This is a genomic window from Nocardia cyriacigeorgica NBRC 100375 (genome assembly GCF_000308555.1).
Taxonomy (GTDB): domain Bacteria; phylum Actinomycetota; class Actinomycetes; order Mycobacteriales; family Mycobacteriaceae; genus Nocardia; species Nocardia cyriacigeorgica.
Window position 1 is genome coordinate 45923 of record NZ_BAFY01000328.1, and the last position, 19263, is coordinate 65185.

15 protein-coding genes are annotated in these 19263 nt (G+C 64.4%); 6 read left to right on the plus strand and 9 right to left on the minus strand.

The genetic code is table 11. The features are described 5' to 3' along the window. Positions 1-16 precede the first annotated feature (16 nt). Genes RJ05_RS29680 through RJ05_RS29020 form a run of 4 tightly spaced genes read right to left on the minus strand, consistent with a single transcriptional unit; the run spans position 17 to position 1133 of the window. The gene (locus RJ05_RS29680; protein WP_051017124.1) at positions 17-439 is read right to left on the minus strand and encodes a DUF732 domain-containing protein; all 423 of its coding nucleotides are present in this window, start codon (positions 437-439) and stop codon (positions 17-19) included. A 43-nt stretch (positions 440-482) separates the two neighbouring features. After that, positions 483-623 (minus strand): hypothetical protein, encoded by a 141-nt coding sequence (locus tag RJ05_RS31225; protein ID WP_156090879.1) that lies wholly within the window; start codon positions 621-623, stop codon positions 483-485. Positions 624-647: 24 nt separating this feature from the next. Further along, positions 648-782, minus strand: a complete 135-nt coding sequence (locus tag RJ05_RS32700) for a hypothetical protein (RefSeq protein ID WP_255220978.1) — start codon at positions 780-782, stop codon at positions 648-650. Between the two features lie 12 nt (positions 783-794). Continuing rightward, positions 795-1133 carry a hypothetical protein gene (locus tag RJ05_RS29020; RefSeq protein WP_036543449.1) on the minus strand — a complete coding sequence of 113 codons (339 nt, stop codon included), beginning with the start codon at positions 1131-1133 and terminating at the stop codon, positions 795-797. 171 nt (positions 1134-1304) lie between these two features. On the opposite strand from RJ05_RS29020, the gene RJ05_RS29025 reads away from it, so the two are divergent. From RJ05_RS29025 to RJ05_RS29040, 5 genes are all read left to right on the plus strand, one after another. After that, entirely contained in the window at positions 1305-3308 is a 2004-nt protein-coding gene (locus RJ05_RS29025) for an N-6 DNA methylase (RefSeq protein ID WP_036543452.1), read from the plus strand. Continuing rightward, the gene (locus RJ05_RS29030) at positions 3305-5296 is read left to right on the plus strand and encodes a type I restriction-modification system subunit M (RefSeq protein WP_036543455.1); all 1992 of its coding nucleotides are present in this window, start codon (positions 3305-3307) and stop codon (positions 5294-5296) included. Before RJ05_RS29025 ends, RJ05_RS29030 begins: the two co-directional genes overlap by 4 nt. 332 nt (positions 5297-5628) lie before the next feature. Beyond that, on the plus strand, positions 5629-6561 hold the full coding sequence (locus tag RJ05_RS31230; RefSeq protein ID WP_162140664.1) for a restriction endonuclease subunit S: 933 nt from the start codon (positions 5629-5631) through the stop codon (positions 6559-6561). Positions 6562-6566: 5 nt separating this feature from the next. Further along, complete coding sequence (locus tag RJ05_RS29035; RefSeq protein ID WP_036543458.1) at positions 6567-9734, plus strand: type I restriction endonuclease subunit R; 3168 nt, start codon at positions 6567-6569, stop codon at positions 9732-9734. Between the two features lie 103 nt (positions 9735-9837). Next, positions 9838-11382, plus strand: a complete 1545-nt coding sequence (locus RJ05_RS29040; RefSeq protein ID WP_211357627.1) for a serine/threonine-protein kinase — start codon at positions 9838-9840, stop codon at positions 11380-11382. A gap of 46 nt (positions 11383-11428) precedes the next feature. On the opposite strand, the gene RJ05_RS29045 is transcribed toward RJ05_RS29040, so the two are convergent. From RJ05_RS29045 to RJ05_RS29055, 3 genes are all read right to left on the minus strand, one after another. Further along, positions 11429-13573 carry an AIPR family protein gene (locus tag RJ05_RS29045; protein WP_036543538.1) on the minus strand — a complete coding sequence of 715 codons (2145 nt, stop codon included), beginning with the start codon at positions 13571-13573 and terminating at the stop codon, positions 11429-11431. A 205-nt stretch (positions 13574-13778) separates the two neighbouring features. Further along, positions 13779-15005 (minus strand): hypothetical protein, encoded by a 1227-nt coding sequence (locus tag RJ05_RS29050; protein WP_138445646.1) that lies wholly within the window; start codon positions 15003-15005, stop codon positions 13779-13781. Positions 15006-15013: 8 nt separating this feature from the next. After that, on the minus strand, positions 15014-15397 hold the full coding sequence (locus tag RJ05_RS29055) for a hypothetical protein (RefSeq protein ID WP_036543466.1): 384 nt from the start codon (positions 15395-15397) through the stop codon (positions 15014-15016). 269 nt (positions 15398-15666) lie between these two features. On the opposite strand from RJ05_RS29055, the gene RJ05_RS29060 reads away from it, so the two are divergent. Further along, on the plus strand, positions 15667-16905 hold the full coding sequence (locus RJ05_RS29060) for a hypothetical protein (protein ID WP_051017126.1): 1239 nt from the start codon (positions 15667-15669) through the stop codon (positions 16903-16905). A 102-nt stretch (positions 16906-17007) separates the two neighbouring features. Here RJ05_RS29060 and RJ05_RS29065 read toward each other — a convergent pair whose 3' ends face one another. Beyond that, entirely contained in the window at positions 17008-18249 is a 1242-nt protein-coding gene (locus RJ05_RS29065) for an McrC family protein (protein WP_036543468.1), read from the minus strand. After that, positions 18242-19225, minus strand: a complete 984-nt coding sequence (locus RJ05_RS32055; RefSeq protein WP_211357628.1) for an McrB family protein — start codon at positions 19223-19225, stop codon at positions 18242-18244. Before RJ05_RS32055 ends, RJ05_RS29065 begins: the two co-directional genes overlap by 8 nt. Positions 19226-19263: the final 38 nt, after the last annotated feature.

Sequence of the window (19263 nt, forward strand, 5' to 3'; positions counted from 1 at the left end):
GGTGACGGGATTCGGGTCAGTAGCGGTGCCACGGGCAGTACGCGTCGATGGCGGCGTGCAGGAAGGTGTACGGGTAATCGACGGCGTCGCTGGAGCTTTCGGCCAGATAGATGCGGTTGCTCGCGGAGTTGCCGTAGGCGTCGAGGTAGCCGCACTGGCTGTGCGCCAGGCGGATGGCGGCGTCCTGGACGGTGTAGCTGTCGTCGTCGTAGTAGCTGTCGCGCAGGAACTGGCGGTCGGCGGCACTGCGCTGCGGTCCGGCGCTGCCGGTGCCCGCGCTACCGCTGGCGGATCCGGAGTCGACGGGTGCGGCGGAGGCGGTGTGCGCGCCGCCCGCGACGAGGGCGACGCTGATGGTCAGCAGGGCGAAGGAGTGCGCGATCTTGCGAATGGTGAACCTCGAATCTGTGGGTTGAATGGTGAGCCCGGTCGGCGGCAATCACGGCCGACCGGGCGGGATGAGCAGGCCGAGTGTCAGCGGGTCAGGAGAGTCCGTCGAAGCTGCCGGTGGCCATCAGGGTCAGCAGATGCAGCGGGATCTCGGCGTGCGGGACTACCGACAGCCGGTAGCGGCCGCCGTTGAGCCGGTCGCACAGCACGACCGCGCCGGGCACGCTGCCCATGGCCGCCTTATCGGCATTGCAGGCCTATTCGGCGTCGTAGCCGGAGTAGTGGCGGACGTGGGTTTCGGCCGCAGCGGTGCCGGCGCCGAGGCCGCCGACGAGGGTTGCCGCGGCGGCGGCGGTCAGGACGGTCGCGGTGAGTCGGGTTCGAGTGAACATGGTTCTCCCTGATCAGGGCAGCGGCGCCGGGCCGGTGCCGGGGGTGGGGTCGTTGCGCGGTGGCTGGCTGGTGAGGTGCCAGCCACCGCAGCGCGAGCAGTGATAGGTGCGCTGTTCGCGCCGCCGGGGATCGGTGTGGTCGATCCCCGCCAGCACCAGCTCCGCGGTCTCCGGGTCGAAGTAGCGGATCTTCCCGGTCGCCTCGCAGCGGGACCGGCGTGGCAGCGGCGGCAGTTCCCGCAGGTCGTTGCCGTGCCGCAGGCGCAGTGGCCGGTGGCCGCGGGCGGCGAGCCGGCGCCTGGCGCCCCGGTGCGGTGCCCGGTCGGCGAGCTGATTGCGGTGCTGACGCATGGCAAACCTCCTGTGACACAACGTGATCGGGATGGATGATGCGGCGACCGGGCCGCCGTCGCTGAGTGCGATGTAACAGTAGGACGACGCTGAAAACATTGTCAATCGAAACTTCGAAGATTGACTTTAACGACGTGGCGGGCGAAGCTATCCGGACACGAGAGGAGGCGTATGCCAGACACCGCCCCACTGGTCACCGCCGCGGAGATTTCCCGGCTGGCCGGTGTCACCCGAGCGACCGTGAGCAACTGGCGCCGGCGCCACCCCGACTTCCCGCCTCCCGCGGGCGGCAGCGAGTCGCGGCCGGTGTTCGACCTCGGCGATGTCCGCAGCTGGTTGCGTGAGCACGGGGTGGAATCGGCGGATTCGCCACTGAGGGAATTGCGCACCCTGCTCCGTGCTCAGGTGGCGCCGCAGGACATTCCCAGGCTGCTGGACGAGCTCGCCGCCGCGGGCGAGCGCAAGTCCGCGCGTGGCGAATCGGAGATCCTGCGGACGATGCGGGCCGCGGTGGCGGATGCGGGCATCGCGCAAACGGTGGAGGCGCTGGCCGAACGTGGTCTGGAGGAAGGTCCGACGACGGGCGTCTACCGCACCCCGGATGCGGTCGCGGATCTGATGGCGGAGCTGGCGCGTCCCGGGGCGGATGGCGCCATCGGTCGAGTACTGGATCCGGCGTGCGGTAGCGGGAGCCTGCTGGCCGCGGCCGCCCGGGTCGGCGCTCAGGCGTGTTTCGGCCAGGACGTTCTCGCGGTGCAGGCACAGCGGGCCGCCATGCTGTTATCGGTCGATGTCCCGGACACCGAGGTCACCGTCCGCGCGGGCGACAGCCTTCTCGCCGATGCGTTCCCCGGCGTGGACGTGGATGCGGTCCTGAGCAATCCGCCGTACCAGCAGCGTGATTGGGGTACCGACGAACTGTCCCTCGACCCCCGATGGAAATACGGGGTGCCCGCACGGGGCGAGTCGGAGCTGGCGTGGGTGCAGCATGCGCTGGCGCATCTGAGGCCAGGGGGAACCGGTGTGCTGCTGCTACCGCCGGCGGTCGCCTCGCGTGGCTCCGGCCGCCGGATCCGCGGTGAGTTGTTGCGGCAGGGTGCGCTGCGCGCGGTCATCGGACTACCGGCGGGTGCCGCCCCGCCGCGGCACCTGGGCCTGCATCTATGGGTGCTGCGCGGACCCGACGGCAGCGGTGCCGCCGACGTGCTGTTCATCGACGCGACCACCCGCGATTCGGCGGTCGATCACGCGGGGGAGTGGAAGGAGCTGTCGGAGGCCATCACCGAATCCTGGCGCGCATTCGACCGCGGTGATATCGAATCCGCCGCCACCGCCGATGTAGCGGCTGTGGTGCGGGTGATGGACGTGCTCGACGAGGACGTGGACCTGACGCCCGGACGATATGTCCGGGCGGCGGTCGATGCTGCCCGGACGGTGGACGCTGTCGAGACCACGGTGGTCGAGTTGGCGGGCGATATCGCGGCTCTGCGCGGTGCGTTCGACGAGCTCCCGGAGCTGACCGGCGTCGAAGAGAGGGCGTGGCGCACCGCGACGGTCGCCGATCTCGACAAGGGCGGCGCGCTGCGAGTGCTCGCACACCGTTCGCGTGAGGAGGCCGGGCCGGTGGCCGAATCCGATCTGGGCAGGCCGGTGCTGACTGGCCGCGACCTCGTTACCGGCGCGCCGCCGTCCGGGGTCGTCGATGCGGAGTGGTCGGGCTCGGTGGTCGTGGTCGAAGCCGGTGATGTGGTGATCCCGCAGTTGCGCGGCACCCGCGACGGTCAGCTCGGCGCGCGGGTCGCGGGCTCCGGCGATGCGGGTGCGGTGCTCGGGCCGAATGTCTTCCTGCTGCGCCCGGACCCGACCCGCGTCGATCCCTGGTTCCTCGCCGGATTCGCCGCTGGACCCGACAATGCCGCCGCCATGGTCGGCGCGACCACGATCCGGGTCATTCCCGGCCGCCTGCGCATCCCACTGCTGCCAATGGACCAGCAACAGCGCTATGGCGCGGCCTTCCGGCAGTTGCACCGATTACGCACAACCGCCCGCCGCGCCGACGCCACCGCGGGCAGACTGACCGAATTGATCACCGCCGGCCTCACCGTCGGCGCGCTCGAACCGCAGCAACACTCCGCCGATACCGCGGAAACCACCTCTCGGAAAGGTAGGAAGTGAACACCAATAAGCACACCGAGCTGGCCAACCACGCATGGTCGGTCGCCGATCTGCTGCGTGGGGATTACAAGCAGTCCGACTACGGCAAGGTGATCCTGCCGTTCACCGTGCTGCGAAGGCTGGAGTGTGTGCTGGAGCCGACGCGGGAGAAGGTGCGCGCGGTGATAGAGGCACGTAAGGACAGCGACCTGGATCTGGATCCGTTCCTGAAGAAGGCCTCCGGTGTGCGCTTCTACAACGTCACGCCGCTGACACTGAAGTCCATCTTGTCCGATCCGGGACAGGTGGCGAAGAACATGACCAACTATGTCGGCGGGTTCTCCGATAACGCCCGCGAGGTGCTGGAGAAGTACGAATTCGCCCAGCAGATCAAGCGGCTCGACGGCGCGGGCCTGCTGTATCAGGTGATCGGCAAGTTCGCCGATCTGGATCTGCATCCCGAACGCGTCTCCAACCACAACATGGGCTACGTGTTCGAGGAACTGATCCGGCGTTTTGCGGAACAGTCCAATGAGACCGCAGGTGAGCACTTCACCCCGCGTGAGGTCATCGAGCTCATGGTGAACCTGCTGATCGCACCCGATACCGATCTGGTCGGCACGCCCGGCGTCACCCGCAAGGTACTCGACCCCGCCTGTGGCACCGGCGGCATGCTCAGCGCGGCCGAGGAGCACATCAAGGCCCTGAATCCGCATGCGCGCGTCGAGGTCTACGGTCAGGAGTTGAACCCTGAGTCGTGGGCCATCTGCCGTTCGGACCTGATGATCAAGGATCAGGACCCGGACAATATCGTCTTCGGCAACTCCTTCAGCGACGACGGCCACAAGCATCTTCGCGCCGACTACCTGCTGGCCAACCCGCCGTTCGGGGTGGAGTGGAAGAAGGTCAAGGAAGCCGTCGAATGGGAGCACAAAAACCTCGGCGACGCCGGCCGTTTCGGCGCCGGGTTGCCCCGCATCAATGACGGCTCCCTGCTGTTCCTGCAGCACATGATCTCGAAGATGAAGCCCGTCGGCCCCGACGGTGGTGGCAGCCGCATCGCCATCGTCTTCAATGGCTCCCCACTGTTCACCGGCGCCGCCGAATCCGGCGAATCCAATATCCGCCGCTGGATCATCGAAAACGACTGGCTCGAAGCCATCGTTGCCCTGCCGGACCAGCTGTTCTACAACACCGGTATCTCCACCTACTTCTGGATCCTCAGCAACCGCAAGTCCCCTGAGCACGAGGGCAAAGTGGTGCTGCTCGACGCGCGCGACTATTGGCAGAAGATGCGCAAATCCCTTGGCGACAAGCGCAAGTACGTCGGCAAGGAGCAGATCGACGAGGTCACCCGCCTCTACCGCGACGCCATCGACATCGCTGCCGACCCCGACCATCCCCTGCATGGCAAGGTAAAGGTATTCGCCAACAACGATTTCGGATACCAGCGCATCACCGTGGAACGCCCGTTGCGGTTGCGCTTCGAACTCACCGAAGAAGCACTCGACCAGCTCGCCGCCTCGGCGCCGGTTCGCAAGCAATACACCGACACCACCGTCTTCGCGAATCTGCTGCGCCCGCTCGTCGGCTCCACCTGGAAAACCAAGACCGACGCCATCACTGCGCTAAAGGACGCCGTGGCCGGCGCCGGCGAACCCTGGCCCACCGGCGCGCCCTTCGCCAAGGCCCTTCGCGACGCCCTCGGCGTGCGCGATCCTGAGGGTGAGGTGCAGCTCGTCAAGGGTTCGCCCGAGCCCGATGCCGAACTGCGGGACTACGAGAACGTGCCGCTCGACGAGGACGTCAACGAATACCTCGCCCGCGAGGTGCTTCCGCACGTGCCCGATGCCTGGATCGATTACAGCAGGACGAAGATCGGGTACGAGATTCCGTTCACCCGGCATTTCTACGTATACACACCGCCGCGGCCGCTGGAGGAAATCGATGCGGAGTTGAAGGCGTTGGAGGCGGAGATTCAGGAGCTTTTGGGGGAGGTTACGCGGTGACAATCCCTACGCGCATAAAGTTCCACTACACGCCCGTTGACGAGCGAGCTGGTGACCGCGAGCTACCATTGCTGTCTGTTTCGTCGAGATTGGGAGTGGTGCGGCGTGACTCGATTGTGGATGGTCCGTCGCGGGCTGAAGATCTGAGGAATTACAAAGTATGTGCGAGAGGGGACATCGTCCTCAATCGTATGAGTGCGTATCACGGTGCTGTTGGCCAAAGCGTTGAGTCAGGACTAGTGAGCCCAGATTACCTGGTTATCAGAACTGGAAAATCTCTGGACAGTCGGTTTGCCCACCACCTATTCCGTTCTCACTGGTTTGTAGGTGAGATGACGTCTCGGCTGCGTGGCATCGGTAGCTCGGATAACGGTGGCGTGAGGACTCCGAGGATCAACGCAGAGGATCTTGGGGATATCCTTGTCAAGCTTCCAGAACTGGACGAGCAGCGCCGCATCGCCGACTTCCTCGACGCCGAAACCTCCCGCATCGGCACAATTGAATCCGCTCGGAAACGGCAGATGGCGTTGCTCGAGGAGTCCGAGCTCGCGACAATTGGCGCGATGCTCGGTGGAAGAACCGAGGCGAGTCGAAGGAGAAAAACGGGTTGGAAATGGCTACCTGAGATACCAGAGGGCTGGGCGATCGGTCCCGTTTACGCCTATTACGACACTGAGCTGGGGAAGATGCTCAACGCGGAGCGCGCAGCCGGCCGCAATCAGCGGCCATATTTGCGTAATGCCAACGTTGGATGGTACAGAATTAGCCTGAACGATGTCGCCACCATGGATTTCTCGCCAGAAGAAGTGTTGCGTTATTCACTTCGATCTGGCGATCTTCTTGTGTGCGAGGGCGGCGCCGGCGTTGCTGAGGCGGCAGTGTGGGACGGATCGATAGAAGAATGCTACTTTCAGAAGTCGTTGCATCGTGTGAGATCGCGAACAAATTTGCCGGTTGAATGGCTTATGTACTGGCTGCGCTACGCAAAATCTTGCGGTGTTTTCGAAGCGACAGGCAACGTGGCGACTATACCTCACTTGACTGGAGAGCAGCTTCGTCGATTTCGTATCCCTGTGCCTGAAAATAGTAACGATGCTATTCGCATCACACGCGATTCGATCGCGAGGTCCGCTAGTCTGCGGGAACTATTGGCTGGAATGCTGGACATCCTATCCGAGCGTCGCCAGGCCCTCATCACCGCCGCCGTAACCGGCCAATTCGACGTATCAACCGCCAGCGGTCGAAACACAACCCAGGGGGTATAACCGCAATGAGCCCGGTCCATGACGAACTCACCTTCGGCGACTCCATCGTCGCCGCCATGCTCGACAACGGTTGGCTCGCAGGCAATCCGCACGAGTACAAGCCCGAGCTCGGCTTGGATCTGGGCGAATTGCTCGCCTTCATCGGTGCGACCCAGCAGCAGGAGTGGGATGAGCTGGTCTCCTTCTACGGCGGCGATCAGCGTGCCGCCGAGCTGGGGTTCGCCAGGGCGGTGGATCAGCAGATCGGGCTCAAGGGGTTGATCAAGACCCTGCGGTCGGGGGTGAAGGATCGGGGGGTGCGGATCCGGCTGGCGTATTTCAAGCCGAATCTTGTGACCTCGCCGGATGATCTGCGGGACTACCGCGCCAATCGGCTGACGGTGGTACGCGAGTTGCCGTACGCGACGAAGCAAGCCGACGCCAAGAACCGGCTCGATCTGGCCTTGCTGCTCAATGGGATTCCGGTGGCGACGGCCGAGCTGAAGAATCCGCTGACCGGGCAGACGGTGGAGCACGCGAAGGAACAGTATCGCAGTGAACGCGATCCCAGTGAGCTGATCTTCACCCGGCGGGTGATCGCGAATTTCGCGGTCGACCCGCATCTGGTTTTCGTGGCGACCCAGTTGAAGGGGAAGAAGACGCGGTTCCTGCCGTTCAATACCGGTTCGGAGGGGCCGGGCAAGGCTGGCGGCGCGGGGAACCCGGCGCCCACCATCGAGGGCAAGCATGCGACCGCGTATCTGTGGGAGCAGATCTGGCATCCGGACAACTGGCTGGATCTGCTGGAACGGTTCGTGCACACCCACGAATCGAAGGGGCCGGGCGGGCGAGGTAGCCGCACGATCATCTTCCCCCGCTACCACCAGTGGGATGTGGTCAAGAAACTCACCGCGCATGCGTCCACGCACGGGGCGGGGCACAACTATCTGGTGATGGCGTCGGCCGGATCGGGCAAGTCGAATACCATCGGCTGGCTCGCCCATCGGCTCACTGATCTGCATACCGCGGCAGACCCGGCGCTCCTCGATCCCGCTGCCGGGTTGAGGCCTGGGACACCTGTGTTCGACAAGGTCATCATCATCACCGACCGCCGCAACCTGGACAGTCAGCTGAGCGAGACGGTCGGTAGTTTCGAGCGGGTGCACGGGTTGGTCGTCAAGATCGACGACAAGCAGGGCGCGAAATCCGAACAGCTGGCCAAGGCGCTCACACAAGAATCCGGCAAGATCATCACCGTCACCCTCCACACGTTCCCGGCGCTGCTGGATTTCCTGCGCCGCAATCCCACCGAACTGCGCGGCGGCAAGTTCGCGATCATCGTGGACGAGGCACATTCCTCACAGTCCGGTGACGCCGCGACCGCTGTGCGGGCCGCACTGCGCGATCTCGGCCTCGATGCCGACGACGAAGAGGACGGCGCGACGGAGCTGAAGCTGGAACAGCCTCTGGATCGCAAGGCCGCCGAACGGGCTCAGGCAGCGAACCTGTCGTATTTCGCCTTCACCGCGACGCCCAAAGCCAAGACGCTCGAATCGTTCGGAACTCTCGACGGCGACCGTTTCCGCCCCTTCCACACCTATTCGATGCGCCAGGCCATCGAGGAAGGGTTCATCCTCGATCCGCTGCGCAACTACGTCACCTACAAAACGTTCTATCGCCTGGTCAACGAGAACCCCTCCGACCGTGAGGTACCCGAATCCAAGGCCAAGACGATGCTGGCCCGGTTCGCGCTCACCCATCCCTCCACGGTCGTGCAGCAGGCGCAGGTGATCGTGGAGCATTTCGTCGAGCACACCCGCGATCTCCTTGGTGGGCGCGCCAAAGCCATGGTGGTCACCGATTCCCGCAAGAGCGCGGTCGCGATGGCGCGGGCCATCAAGCGGCATCTGGCCGATATCGGGTACGACAAGAAGTACCCGGATATCGGTGTGCTGGTCGCCTTCTCGGGACCTCTCGATTACGAGGGCGAGGAGACGACCGAATCCAAGGAGAACGGCGGCCTGCCCGAATCCCAGCTGCCGAAGGCATTCGCTTACACCCGCGCCGACGATCTCGCGACGCGGTCCGGTGGTGCCGGTCAACGCGAGTACCGGATTCTGGTGGTCGCCGAGAAGTATCAGACCGGATTCGATCAGCCGTTGCTCACGACCATGTACGTGAACAAGAAGCTGCACGGTATCGCTGCCGTACAGACCTTGTCGCGGCTCAACCGCACCCATGAACTGAAGACGCAGTCCGATCTCGCCGTCCTCGACTTCGCCAATGACGGCGAGGACATCCAGGAATCGTTCCGGCCCTATTACGAACTGGCCGAGACGATGCCGACCGACCCGAACCTGCTGTATATCGCGCAGACCAAGGTCATGGCCGCACCGATCCTCATCGAATCGGAGATGCGCGCATTCGCCGATGCCTACCTGACCGCTGAACAACAGGCCGCCGGATCGCAGGCGAAATGGCAAAAGTTGCATGCCGAGCTGTACCGGCATCTGCATCCGGCGGTCGACCGCTTCGCTGGATTGCTGCACAGCGACGAAGAAGCGGATGCGGACATCGCCGAACAGTTCCGCATTGAGCTGCGTGACTACGTGCGCAAGTATGGATTCCTCGCCCAGATCGTTCCGTACCGGGATGCCGAGCTCGAACTGCTGCACCTGTACGGCAAGCATCTGCTGAATGTGCTGCCGCGGCGTGGCGACGGCGGTGTGGACGTCGGGCAGGTGGACCTGAGCCACGTCCGCGTCCAGCACATCGGGGACCTCGATCTCGGCCTGTCCTCGGAGGGCCCGGCCACGCTGCCCGGATTCGGTGAATCGGCTGCCGCGCCGAAGGAACCGGAGAAGTCACTGCTGTCCGAGCTGATCGAACAGCTCAACGAACGCTTCGGCACCGAATTCGACGAGGGCGACTTGGCCAAGCCGTATCAGGAGGCGCTTGCAGATCCCGAAGTCCAGCTCGCCGCCGTTGCCAATCAGAGCGAAGACGAATTCCAGGGCAAGTTCGTCGAGGTGTTCCAAGACAAGATGATGGAACACTTCGACACTGTCGCCGACCTGGGGAACAAGTACTTCAGCCGCTCCGAACCGGCGTTCAAGGAAACGCTGAACAGGCATGCGAGCCGGGCAGCCTGGCGGATGATCCGGCGACAGCACGGACTGGACGGCGTAGCGTGACCGGGTGCCGTGGTCCGGAGGGGTTGCCTTCCGGGTCGCAACTGGCGCAGGCGCGGCGAAGTCTGCCGATAGTCGGGTAGGGGAACAGGGGACGATCATGCGGGTGCGGCGCATCGATAACCGGTACGAGCTCACCGAGCAGATCTCATCCGGCGGCATGGGCTCGGTATGGCGTGGCTACGACATCGTGCTCGACCGGGAAGTCGCGGTGAAAACCATCCGCGTGGACCAGGTGGTCACCGCGGAGCAAGCCGAGGAATTCACCGAGCGCTTCCGCCGTGAAGCCAGGGTCACCGCCCGTATCCGGCACCACGGTGTGCCGCAGGTGTTCGACGCCGTGCTGGATGCGTCGTTCGAGACGGTGTACCTGGTGATGGAGCTCATCGACGGTGTTCCGTTGCAGAACTACATCGACCCGGACCACCCGCTACCGCTGACCTGGGTGGCGTCGGTGGCGGCCCAGATCGCTACCGTGCTCTCGTACGCCCATGCGCTGCCGGTCGTCCACCGCGATCTCAAACCCGGGAACGTACTGATCACTCGCGACGGTGCGGTGAAGGTCATCGACTTCGGTATCGCCGCCATCCTCGACAGTTCGGCGCCGAAGCTGACGGTCACCGGCCAGCAGATCGGCACCCTGCGCTACATGGCTCCCGAACGGGTCCACGGCCGCCGAGTCACACCGCTCAGCGACCTCTACGCCCTCGGCTGCCTGATTCACGAAATGATCAGCGGACGACCGCTATTCGAGGCGGACTCGGAGTTCTCGATCATGCTGGCGCATACCGAGCAGGCGCCGGTGCCGCTTCGGCAACTCGGTCTTGACGTACCGGCAGAGTTCGAACGGCTCGTGCTCGATCTGGTGCAGAAGGACCCGCAGCGCCGCCCCGCCGACGCCTTCACCGTCTACGAGCGCCTCCTGCCGTTCCTGCCCGGACCAGGTACCCCTGTGGCGCCCACCGAGCTCTACCTGCCCGGATTCCCCGATCCGACACGCATATTCCGGCGCCCGAACGCCCCGCTGGAAACTGGCCAGATCGAACCCACCCGGCTGCGCCCACAGCCTTCGGCGCCCACCGCTCCGATGTCGGCGCAGCACCTGCAGACCGCGATATCCGATGCAGAGAGCCGTTACTGGTCGCTACTCGAGGGCGGGCGATACGCCCAGGCTGCGGACGCGCTGAACGCTGTGATCGATAGCGCCGCATCGGCCTTGGGTAAGGAAAACGTCCAGGTGCTCACCCTGCGCAAGCAGGTAGCGGCGGCTTGGGCACTGGCCGGCGAAGACCGCCGCGCCTGCCGTGAATTCGACCTGCTCGCCGCGGCTTACCAGCGCGCCGAAGGCCGATTCAGCCGCTCTGCTCTGGAATGCCGCGCCGGCGCCGCCCGCGGGCGGATGGCGCTGGGTGAGATCGAGGCCGGTCTCGGCGAACTCGAAGAGGTGCTCGCCGAGGTGACCGCCGCCGACGGCAGCGGCTGTGAACTCGCGCTGGACCTGCGCTTCGAGATCGGCGACCTGAAACGCGAGATCGGTGATCATGAGGCCGCCCGAGCGATGCTGCAAGCGCTGCTGGAGGATCTGACGATGATCAAAGGACCACGAGATCCCTTCACCGTGGAGGTGGGGGAGCTGCTGGCCGCACTCTGAGTGTCCGGCGGTTTCGGGTGGTTGGCAGCCCTGGCGCGTGCCGCGATCAGTCGGACTCTTCGAGCTCCTCGAGCGCGCGCCAGGCCAGATCGGCCAAGGTGTCGCCGGTCGAGGTCACCCAACGCCGGGTGCCCTGGTTGGCGACCGGTCGATTCGCCCATCCTGCCCACTCCCACATCAGGCTGACCAGGCCAGATGGCGAATACTGTTTGCCGTCGACGGCCCACAGGATCGGCTTCAACCGATGCAGAGCCCACGTCGCTCGCCCGCGTTGAGGATCCTCGGCAAGCCAATCCCGCATCGCCTCGGCCTCGGACGGATGGCCGGCGACCAGCGTCAGAGGTTCGCCCTCGGGCAGGACATTCCGGTCGATCAACACCGAGACCGCGGTCGGGCGCCGCAGGCGTTTGGTCGTGCGGGTTCGCTTGTACTTGCTTCCCGCCGATGGCGCCGACTGATCCGGGCTTGGCGCGAGGACGCGCGCGACCACGTCGCGACTGCGCTCGACATCGGCGCAGACAGCGCGTATTTGCGAGCGTTCGCCGTACAGGTCGTCGATCGCCGTCACCACGGCGGGCAGCAGGCGGCCGACGATTTCCGGGACTTGCTGTCGAGCCCCTGCCAGCCAGGTGAGGTTCTGGTCCGGTTCGCTGATCGCCTCGGTGTCGAGACTGCGGAAGACGAGGTGCGCGAGCAAGTAGACGCCATGCTCGGCGAGTGCGATGGCACGACCCTCATAACGAGAGCGCAAGGCGTGCAGGCTGGTGCGTACCTCCCGCAGCACATTGACCGCGTTCCACAGCAGGTAGGCGCTCGGACGTGGGCGGAACAGGGCGTCATGGATGCCCTGCGGGCCGCGTTCCCACAGGACATCGAGGTCGGTCGCGATGCGCGCCGCGTACTGGCTGTCCGGATGGGCACAGGCCAATGCGCACGCCGCCTCCACGACCGAACAGCCGGTCTCCGGCGGTGGGTCGAGCTCCCCGCGCCGCACACCGTATTCCAGTCCGAGTTCGGCGCGAAGCTCGGCCATGATTTCGGCCTGCACCGACTCCAGTGCGATGAAATCACGCTGCTCGACCCGGTTTTGGCGATTCGTGGCCTGGGTGGTCTTCTTGGCGAATTCCTGCTCTTCGCCGGTCACGATGATGCGCACACCGACTTGTGCCGCGGCGGCATCAGGTTCGCAGGCGACCGCCTCCGCGATGGACCGGACGGTTTGGGCTCCGTTGACGACGCTGGCGTTGTGCAGGGTGAGGGCAAGCGGACGGCCGTACGGATTCCGCATCGACTGAGGGGCCTTCTGCACCGAATCGCAGAGGATCGTGATGCCGTTGTTGAAATACCAGAAGGCGGACGGCTCGGTGGTGAGGGTTTCGATCAAACCGTTGTTGATCGACGTGCGACCGAGCGGATTACGAATGTTCAGATTGTACAGGTGCGAACCGGCATCCACCCATTGGGCAACCTGCTCGGCGTCGACAACTCCCTGATAGGACTCGTATGGCGTCGCGATACTGAACCACGGAAAGAGATCGACCGACAAGACAACCGGATCGGCCGAATGATCATCGCGCACCGATTGCCAGATCTCGGGGGCCAGAATGATCCGGTGGTTCAGGACCGCGCCATACCGGTTGAATTCCTTCTCCCCGTGTTCGATGGCATCCAGGAATCCCGGGGTGACCTCGTCGGCTCGCATCAGCGCGATCACCTGGGTCACCGAGACCGCGTCGGAGGTCATTACTTTCCCAGCGTATTCGGCGAGGTGCCGGCCACGGGGATTGAACGGCGTGTAGTCCTCATCGTCGATGAGACGCAGCCCGTGTAGCAATTCCTGCACGGCAGACCGTTCGCTCGGGGCACGTCCGGTCTTGCTCCACTTTGCCTGAACGAGATAGATGTGCGGGTCGGGGCCTTCGACGACAGCAAGTGCGTCGATCCCCTGGTCGGCCACACCGTCGATCACCGTTTGCGCGGCCTGCTCAGGGCCGAACCCCGTGACGACGCGGACAGCCTGCGCAGCCAATGCCCGGGAAAGCTCTCGGGGTGAACGTTCTTCTTCCGGCTTGTCATCGAGATCGCTGAGGTCGAGCAGCCCGGGATCGATGTAGGTGTTGCGAAGGAATCGGGCTACTTGACGCACCTGTCTGGGGACGTCGGTGTGCTCGCCACGCGGGGTGCTGCTCACGCACATCCTTTCTGGGACGGGTTACAACGGCCGATACTCCGGATTTTGCCCTCTGCCGGGTGACGCCAGAGTACCTGAACAGCAACGTTTTTGGGCGACGAACGGTTCAGGAATTGGCCGGCATAGCGGGGTCAGAAGACCGGATAGGGTGTTTCTGCGAGACCGGTTCGCCGCTCGGTCGTGCCGAACGATGCGTGAGCATCGGTCAACAATTCTGGCCACTGATTCTGACCAGCACGGTGTCGTAGCTGTCGCCATTTGGGGTTGCGATGGTCGACTTCAGACTTATCTGCGAGCATGGTGGGCCGTACACGAAGGCAGTGAAGTACAGTGCGGCGTTGGTCTTCGGGCTGTAATCGCCGATTTGGACACCACCGTTCGCTATACCGTCCTTCAACTGTACCCCGCTGCGATGGTTGGCATTGATCAATACCGCACTGTGTGGTACGAACTGGACCGATTCGGTGAACAGCGCCTTCAGTGTGACCTTCCGCTGCACCGTTGTACCGTGGTTGAAGTAGGTCAACCGAACCCGGACCTGGCTTCCATGTGGTGCTTCGATGATCGTACGGAAGTCATTTCCTGTTGTTCCGGGTTGTACGGCAGACTCGAATGTGAAACCAGGTGCGACAGATTTCAGTGTGAAGACAACTGTGCCGAAACCGTCGCCGCCGGGCGGAATCGTACCCGGCTGCTCGGCTACACCCACCAATGTGCCCGCGCCGAACAGTTCCGACGGTTCGACCGGACGTGTCCGGTCGCGATTGCCCGTGACCCGCGCTGAGCCTTCCTTGTACAACAGCGTGATGTCGCCGTTTGTGTTGTTGACCAGGTCGACGGTGTCCCACACCTCGGCCGGAACAGTCTGCGCGGCGGTGACAAACGCGGTGGCTTTGTGAACCTTCGCGTCCTTGTGTTTGATCGTCCTCGGATGTTGCACCCGGGTGCGGACGAAGTCGATAGCTTTGTCTGCGGTGTTGTTCGCATAGAAAATCGAGAGCTCGTATTCGCGGCCCGGCTGGAGTTCGACGCTATCGCCCCAATGGTGATTGCCACCGGCTTCCCGGATCTGGAAGAAGTTGCGCTCGTCCCCGTGCATGGGGTTATCGGTGACGGAGTTGAGGGTTTGCGGTGCTTTACTGTATTCGGGTCGCTCGCCATTGCTATAGGTAATCCGGTCAGGTCCCCATCCCTCGGTCGACGCCGACCCATGCGCTACGGCCAGTGAATCCACGCTGCCCGAGGGCCTGGTGATACCCCAAATAATTCCGCCGGCAATGATGGCCGCGACCAACGCCATAATTGCAATATTCTTGGGTTGGACGTATCCGTACAGCAGATTGATCGTCGTAGCGTCGATCTCGCCTCGATTGTCGCCGAAGATGTTTATCTGCTTGGAGTTGCCTCTCGCAACAGCCTTGAACCTGAACACGGCGTTCGTCAGAACGAGATGGAGCCGCGATTGTCCCGCATATTGAGGACCTTCGCGTTGTCATAGGCGTTCGAGATGAAGTCGGCCACCTTCCGGTCCTCGCGAGCGAGCGCAACGAGCTCGTCGACCTCCGAACGGAATTCGTCATCGTCGACGCTTGCGGCCTCGATCCGTGCGGCGACGATTTCCCTGTCGGCGTCGGTCGGCTCGCTGGCCAGTCGTGCGATGGCTGCGCTGGTCGGTTCGTCATCCCGGAACTTGGCGGCTATTCGCTGACGCAGCCGGTCGATCGCGGACCAGGAGCCGGCGGCGGCGCTCTGCGCCAGTCCCTCGCCGTACTTGGTGGCAAGCAGAATCGCTGCCGCGGTGCCGAGTGAAACGGGATCTACCACGTGCCCACCTCGATTCGATTGTGTGGTAGCTCATGGTATTCCGCCCGGCAGGTCTTGTACTGAGAACTTGCTGTGTTCGTCGCCGGAAACGTCGGGGATCCCCTTGCCGGACGCGGGCTGCAGCATGGTCAGGTCGATACAAGTATGAGTGCACAGGTAATCGGCCAGGTTGCGATAGCCCCAGGTGTCGGAGGCTTGCGGCACAATGCTGATCGAGACGACGATCGAGATCCCCAGCTGTCGGCTGTGGGCTTCAGGAAGGGCCGAGCATGGATGAAGAGCGGGCTCCGATGACAACCGACGGTGGCTCCGGGGGGCAAACGGCGGATCTCGTGGTCATCGAGGACGAATTCGGTACGGCACTGGTCGGGGCCGAGGAAGCGATTGCCGAGTTCACCCGGCAGGAGGGTTTCTCGCTGCCGGTGGTGGCTGCTGAGTCCGGCGTGACGGTGACGACGCTCGCGCCGCGGTTGTTCGGCGCTCGTGCGGTTGGTTCGGCATACCTGGTCGGGACCAGCGTGGTCGAGTCGGCCCGTCGTGCACGGGGCACTACGGTGACCTATCACCGGATGGTGCGTGATAGCAACGGCACGATCCGCTCGAATGCGAGGATCCCAGCACCCGGTGCTGCCGCCATCGCACCGCAAATGGCGGCTCTGATGGCGGTGGAAGCAGCGATCTCCGCGCAGTTCGACCAGATTCACGAGCACCTCGACGTGATAGAGGACAAGGTAGACGAGGTATTGCGGCTGGCAGCAGCCGAACGGCTCGGCGACATATACGGCCATCATCGGGTACTGGCTCGGAAGGCTCGGGCGATGGCCGACGGCGATGCGCTGACGGCGACCGACTGGTCCTCCCTGGCCGGCCTCGGTCCGGATCTGGAAGTCGGAGTGGAGCGGTTGCGGATGCATGCGATCAAGCAGGCCGAGACCCTCGACAGTCGCCTCGGGCCCGGCAAGCGTGCCGAGCAGCTCGAGGCGATGGTCCGTAAGAATCGGCTCGGTGAAACGCTGCAACTGCTGGTCGTCGCACAGAAATCGTTGTTCCTGTGGCAGCGGCTGCGGCTCGAGCAGGTGCGAGTCACCGAGCCGGAACACTTCGAGCAGACCATCGCCAGCGCCCGGAATATTCTGCGTGAGCAGTATCGTGCCGACGTCGACCTGGTAGTCGGCCTGCGCGAGCTGCTGACCACCCACGCGGTGCTGAAGACTTCCGAGGCACATCACAAGCTCGTCTCCCGGTCGTTGACCAAGCACCGCCAGGAACTGGAGTCGATGCTCGACCAGTTCGTTCAGGCCCGCAACCTGCAGCTGGCCACCTGGGAGGGTCGTGACCACGCGACGATTGCCGAGGCAATGATCGCGGCGAAAGCAAAAGCGGCGGCGCTGGCGACTTCGGGCCGTCGCCAGCTTGCCCGCGGCGGTGCCGGCATCGTGGCGTGGATCGATCCCGACGCAAAGAAACCAGCCGTTGTCGACGCCGCTGAAGATCGCAGTGAGTCCTGAGACGAGGTGGGGGAGCGAAGAGTTCCCGGGCGTCGCGATATCCCCGGTCGTATCGGCTTGGGCCTTCACGGCCGCGAACGAGCGCCAGGATGAGCCACCTGGTCACGTGAACAATGCCGCGCGGATTCCATCGGCAGCTCGGGCAGGGGAGGCGGCGGTGTCGACGCCGTGTATGTGCACGGAGCCCAAATGGCGTCGGTTGCCGGTGATGCGGACTGTGCGCTGAGATGTCGCGGTCGGATGGGGATGCACGATGGCTGCCACCGGTGCGGCTGGTGGGGCGTAACCGGCTGTGTAAGTGAGTAGTTGGTGGATGTCGGCGGTGCTCACGGTGTGGTCGGCGTAGGTCTTGTACTTTGCATCGATCGGGTACAGCTCGGGTGTTTGGATGCCGTTGGTGCGCTGCAGCAGGACATCTGGGCGGAATGGTGGGCGGGGGGAGAGGTCGCCGTGGACGGTGATCGCTGAGGTGCCGGTGGAGGGGACGATGTCCACGCCGGTGGGGGCGGCGTCGTTGACCAGGCGGCGGACTATCGCTTCCCACAGGACGGGCATGTCCAAGAGCAGGGTTTCGGCGTTCGATCCGGTGTTCACCAGGAGGTCGGTGACGCCGCCGCCGCGCAGGATCAGGCCGGACCAGAGGTGGGCGGTGCGGTAGCGGCGGTTCAGGCGGGTGTAGGTGGTGCGGTCGAGGGTTCGCAGGACACGAGTCGCGGCGGTGGTGGTCGGGAATTCGATTGCGGTCTGGGCTAATTGGCGGGCCAGGTGGGGGTCGGAGACCACGGTGCGGGCTGCTCGCAGGGCCAGTCCGCAGAGTTGGTTTTCCCAGATGTCGATGGCGCGGTCGAAGGTGCGGCTGTGGAGTTGGTCGAGCATGCCGTAGCGCTTGGTGGCTTGGGCGACGATGTCGAGGCGGCCACGCAGGACCGGTTCGATGACGTCGTGGCGGACGTAGTCGCGGCGTAGGCCGTCGCGGAGCAAGATTTGGCATTCGGCGAGCAGAGCTGCTGCGACGAGGTCGGGGAGGCCGTGGCGGTCGAGCTGCCAGCGGCGGAGGGTGGTGTCGTGGGGTACCGGGGTGGCGGTGGCGTAGCAGAACCAGCGCAGCAGGGAATCTCCGGTGAAGGCCACCTTCGGGGTGATGATGAGGCGGATGCGGTCGAGGGCGAGCACACCGACTGTGGCACCTGCGGTGAAGGTCCAGCCGGTGCGGTCGGGGGTGATAGTGCAGCGGCGGTGGGAGTGCAGGGTGCGGAGCCGGTCGAGATCGATGTCGCTGAGTTGGTCGAGAGCCAGCGACACCGATTCGTATTCGGCGACGCGGATTTCGGTGCGGTCAGGCATCGACGTTGCGGCTGGTGGCCACGGTGAACTCGGCGGCCAGTTCCGCGGCCAGGTCGGCTACGGCGATCTGCGCGGGCCTGCCGGTGTTCCGGTCTACGAGGTTGCCAAGCAGTTCCCGCAGCAGCTCTACTCGGCCGACGCAGTAGTCCTCGAGCAGCGGAACGATGTCGTGGTAGAAGGCGGCGGCGAGTTCTTCGTCGGTGGCGACCGGCTCGCTGTCGGTGAGCAGGTAGGCGTGGCCGATCTGATGATCGGGGTCGAGGCAGGCGGCGACGCGGGTGTTCAGCGACGTCAAGAACGTGGTGAGGTCGAGCGGGCCGACGGAACCGGAGAGAATGTCGGGGTCTGGGCCGATATCGACGAAGGCGAAGCGCCGGCGGATCGCGGCGTCGAGGTGGCTGACGCTGCGGTCGGCGGTGTTCATCGTGCCGATGATGCGGAGATTCTTCGGCACCGCGAAGCTGCGTTTGCTGATCGGCAGGCGCACCTCTATTCCGCGTTTGTCGGATTCGAGGAGGGTGATGAGCTCGCCGAAGATGCGGGGTAGGTCACCGCGATTGATCTCATCGATGATCAGCAGGAACACCTCGTCAGGGGCCGCTGATGCGGCGGTGCAGAGGTTGTGGAACAGGCCGTCGGTGAGTTCGAGTCGCAGGCCGTGGGCGGCGGGGTCGTCGACTGGTTTGTAGCCTTCGACGAAGTCCTCGTAGCCGTAGGAGGGGTGGAATGTCACCAGCTGCACTCGACCTGAACGCAGCATGTTTCCAATCGCGGACTCCTGCGCGGCCGTACCGATGGATCCGGCTCCTCCGTCCATGGCCAGCGCGGACTGCAACGCGAGCCGGGTCTTGCCGGTGCCGGGCGGGCCGTACAGGATGACCTGGCCTTTCCTGGCCTTTCCTGGCCAATGCCTCCTGGACGCGGATGATCTCGGTCGGTAGGTCGGCTGGGACCGGATCGTGTACTCCACCGCCATTAGCCAAACGGTCGGTGAGCTGGGCAAACAGCTTCTCG

What these genes read in the sequence shown, in the direction of transcription:
- RJ05_RS32700 (WP_255220978.1), bottom strand. Translation starts at nt 782, where the DNA reads ATGTTCACTCGAACCCGACTCACCGCGACCGTCCTGACCGCCGCCGCC.
- RJ05_RS29060 (WP_051017126.1), top strand. Translation starts at nt 15,667, where the DNA reads ATGGATGAAGAGCGGGCTCCGATGACAACCGACGGTGGCTCCGGGGGG.
- RJ05_RS29035 (WP_036543458.1), top strand. Translation starts at nt 6,567, where the DNA reads ATGAGCCCGGTCCATGACGAACTCACCTTCGGCGACTCCATCGTCGCC.
- RJ05_RS29025 (WP_036543452.1), top strand. Translation starts at nt 1,305, where the DNA reads ATGCCAGACACCGCCCCACTGGTCACCGCCGCGGAGATTTCCCGGCTG.
- RJ05_RS29065 (WP_036543468.1), bottom strand. Translation starts at nt 18,249, where the DNA reads ATGCCTGACCGCACCGAAATCCGCGTCGCCGAATACGAATCGGTGTCG.
- RJ05_RS31230 (WP_162140664.1), top strand. Translation starts at nt 5,629, where the DNA reads ATGACGTCTCGGCTGCGTGGCATCGGTAGCTCGGATAACGGTGGCGTG.
- RJ05_RS29020 (WP_036543449.1), bottom strand. Translation starts at nt 1,133, where the DNA reads ATGCGTCAGCACCGCAATCAGCTCGCCGACCGGGCACCGCACCGGGGC.
- RJ05_RS31225 (WP_156090879.1), bottom strand. Translation starts at nt 623, where the DNA reads ATGGGCAGCGTGCCCGGCGCGGTCGTGCTGTGCGACCGGCTCAACGGC.
- RJ05_RS32055 (WP_211357628.1), bottom strand. Translation starts at nt 19,225, where the DNA reads ATGGCGGTGGAGTACACGATCCGGTCCCAGCCGACCTACCGACCGAGA.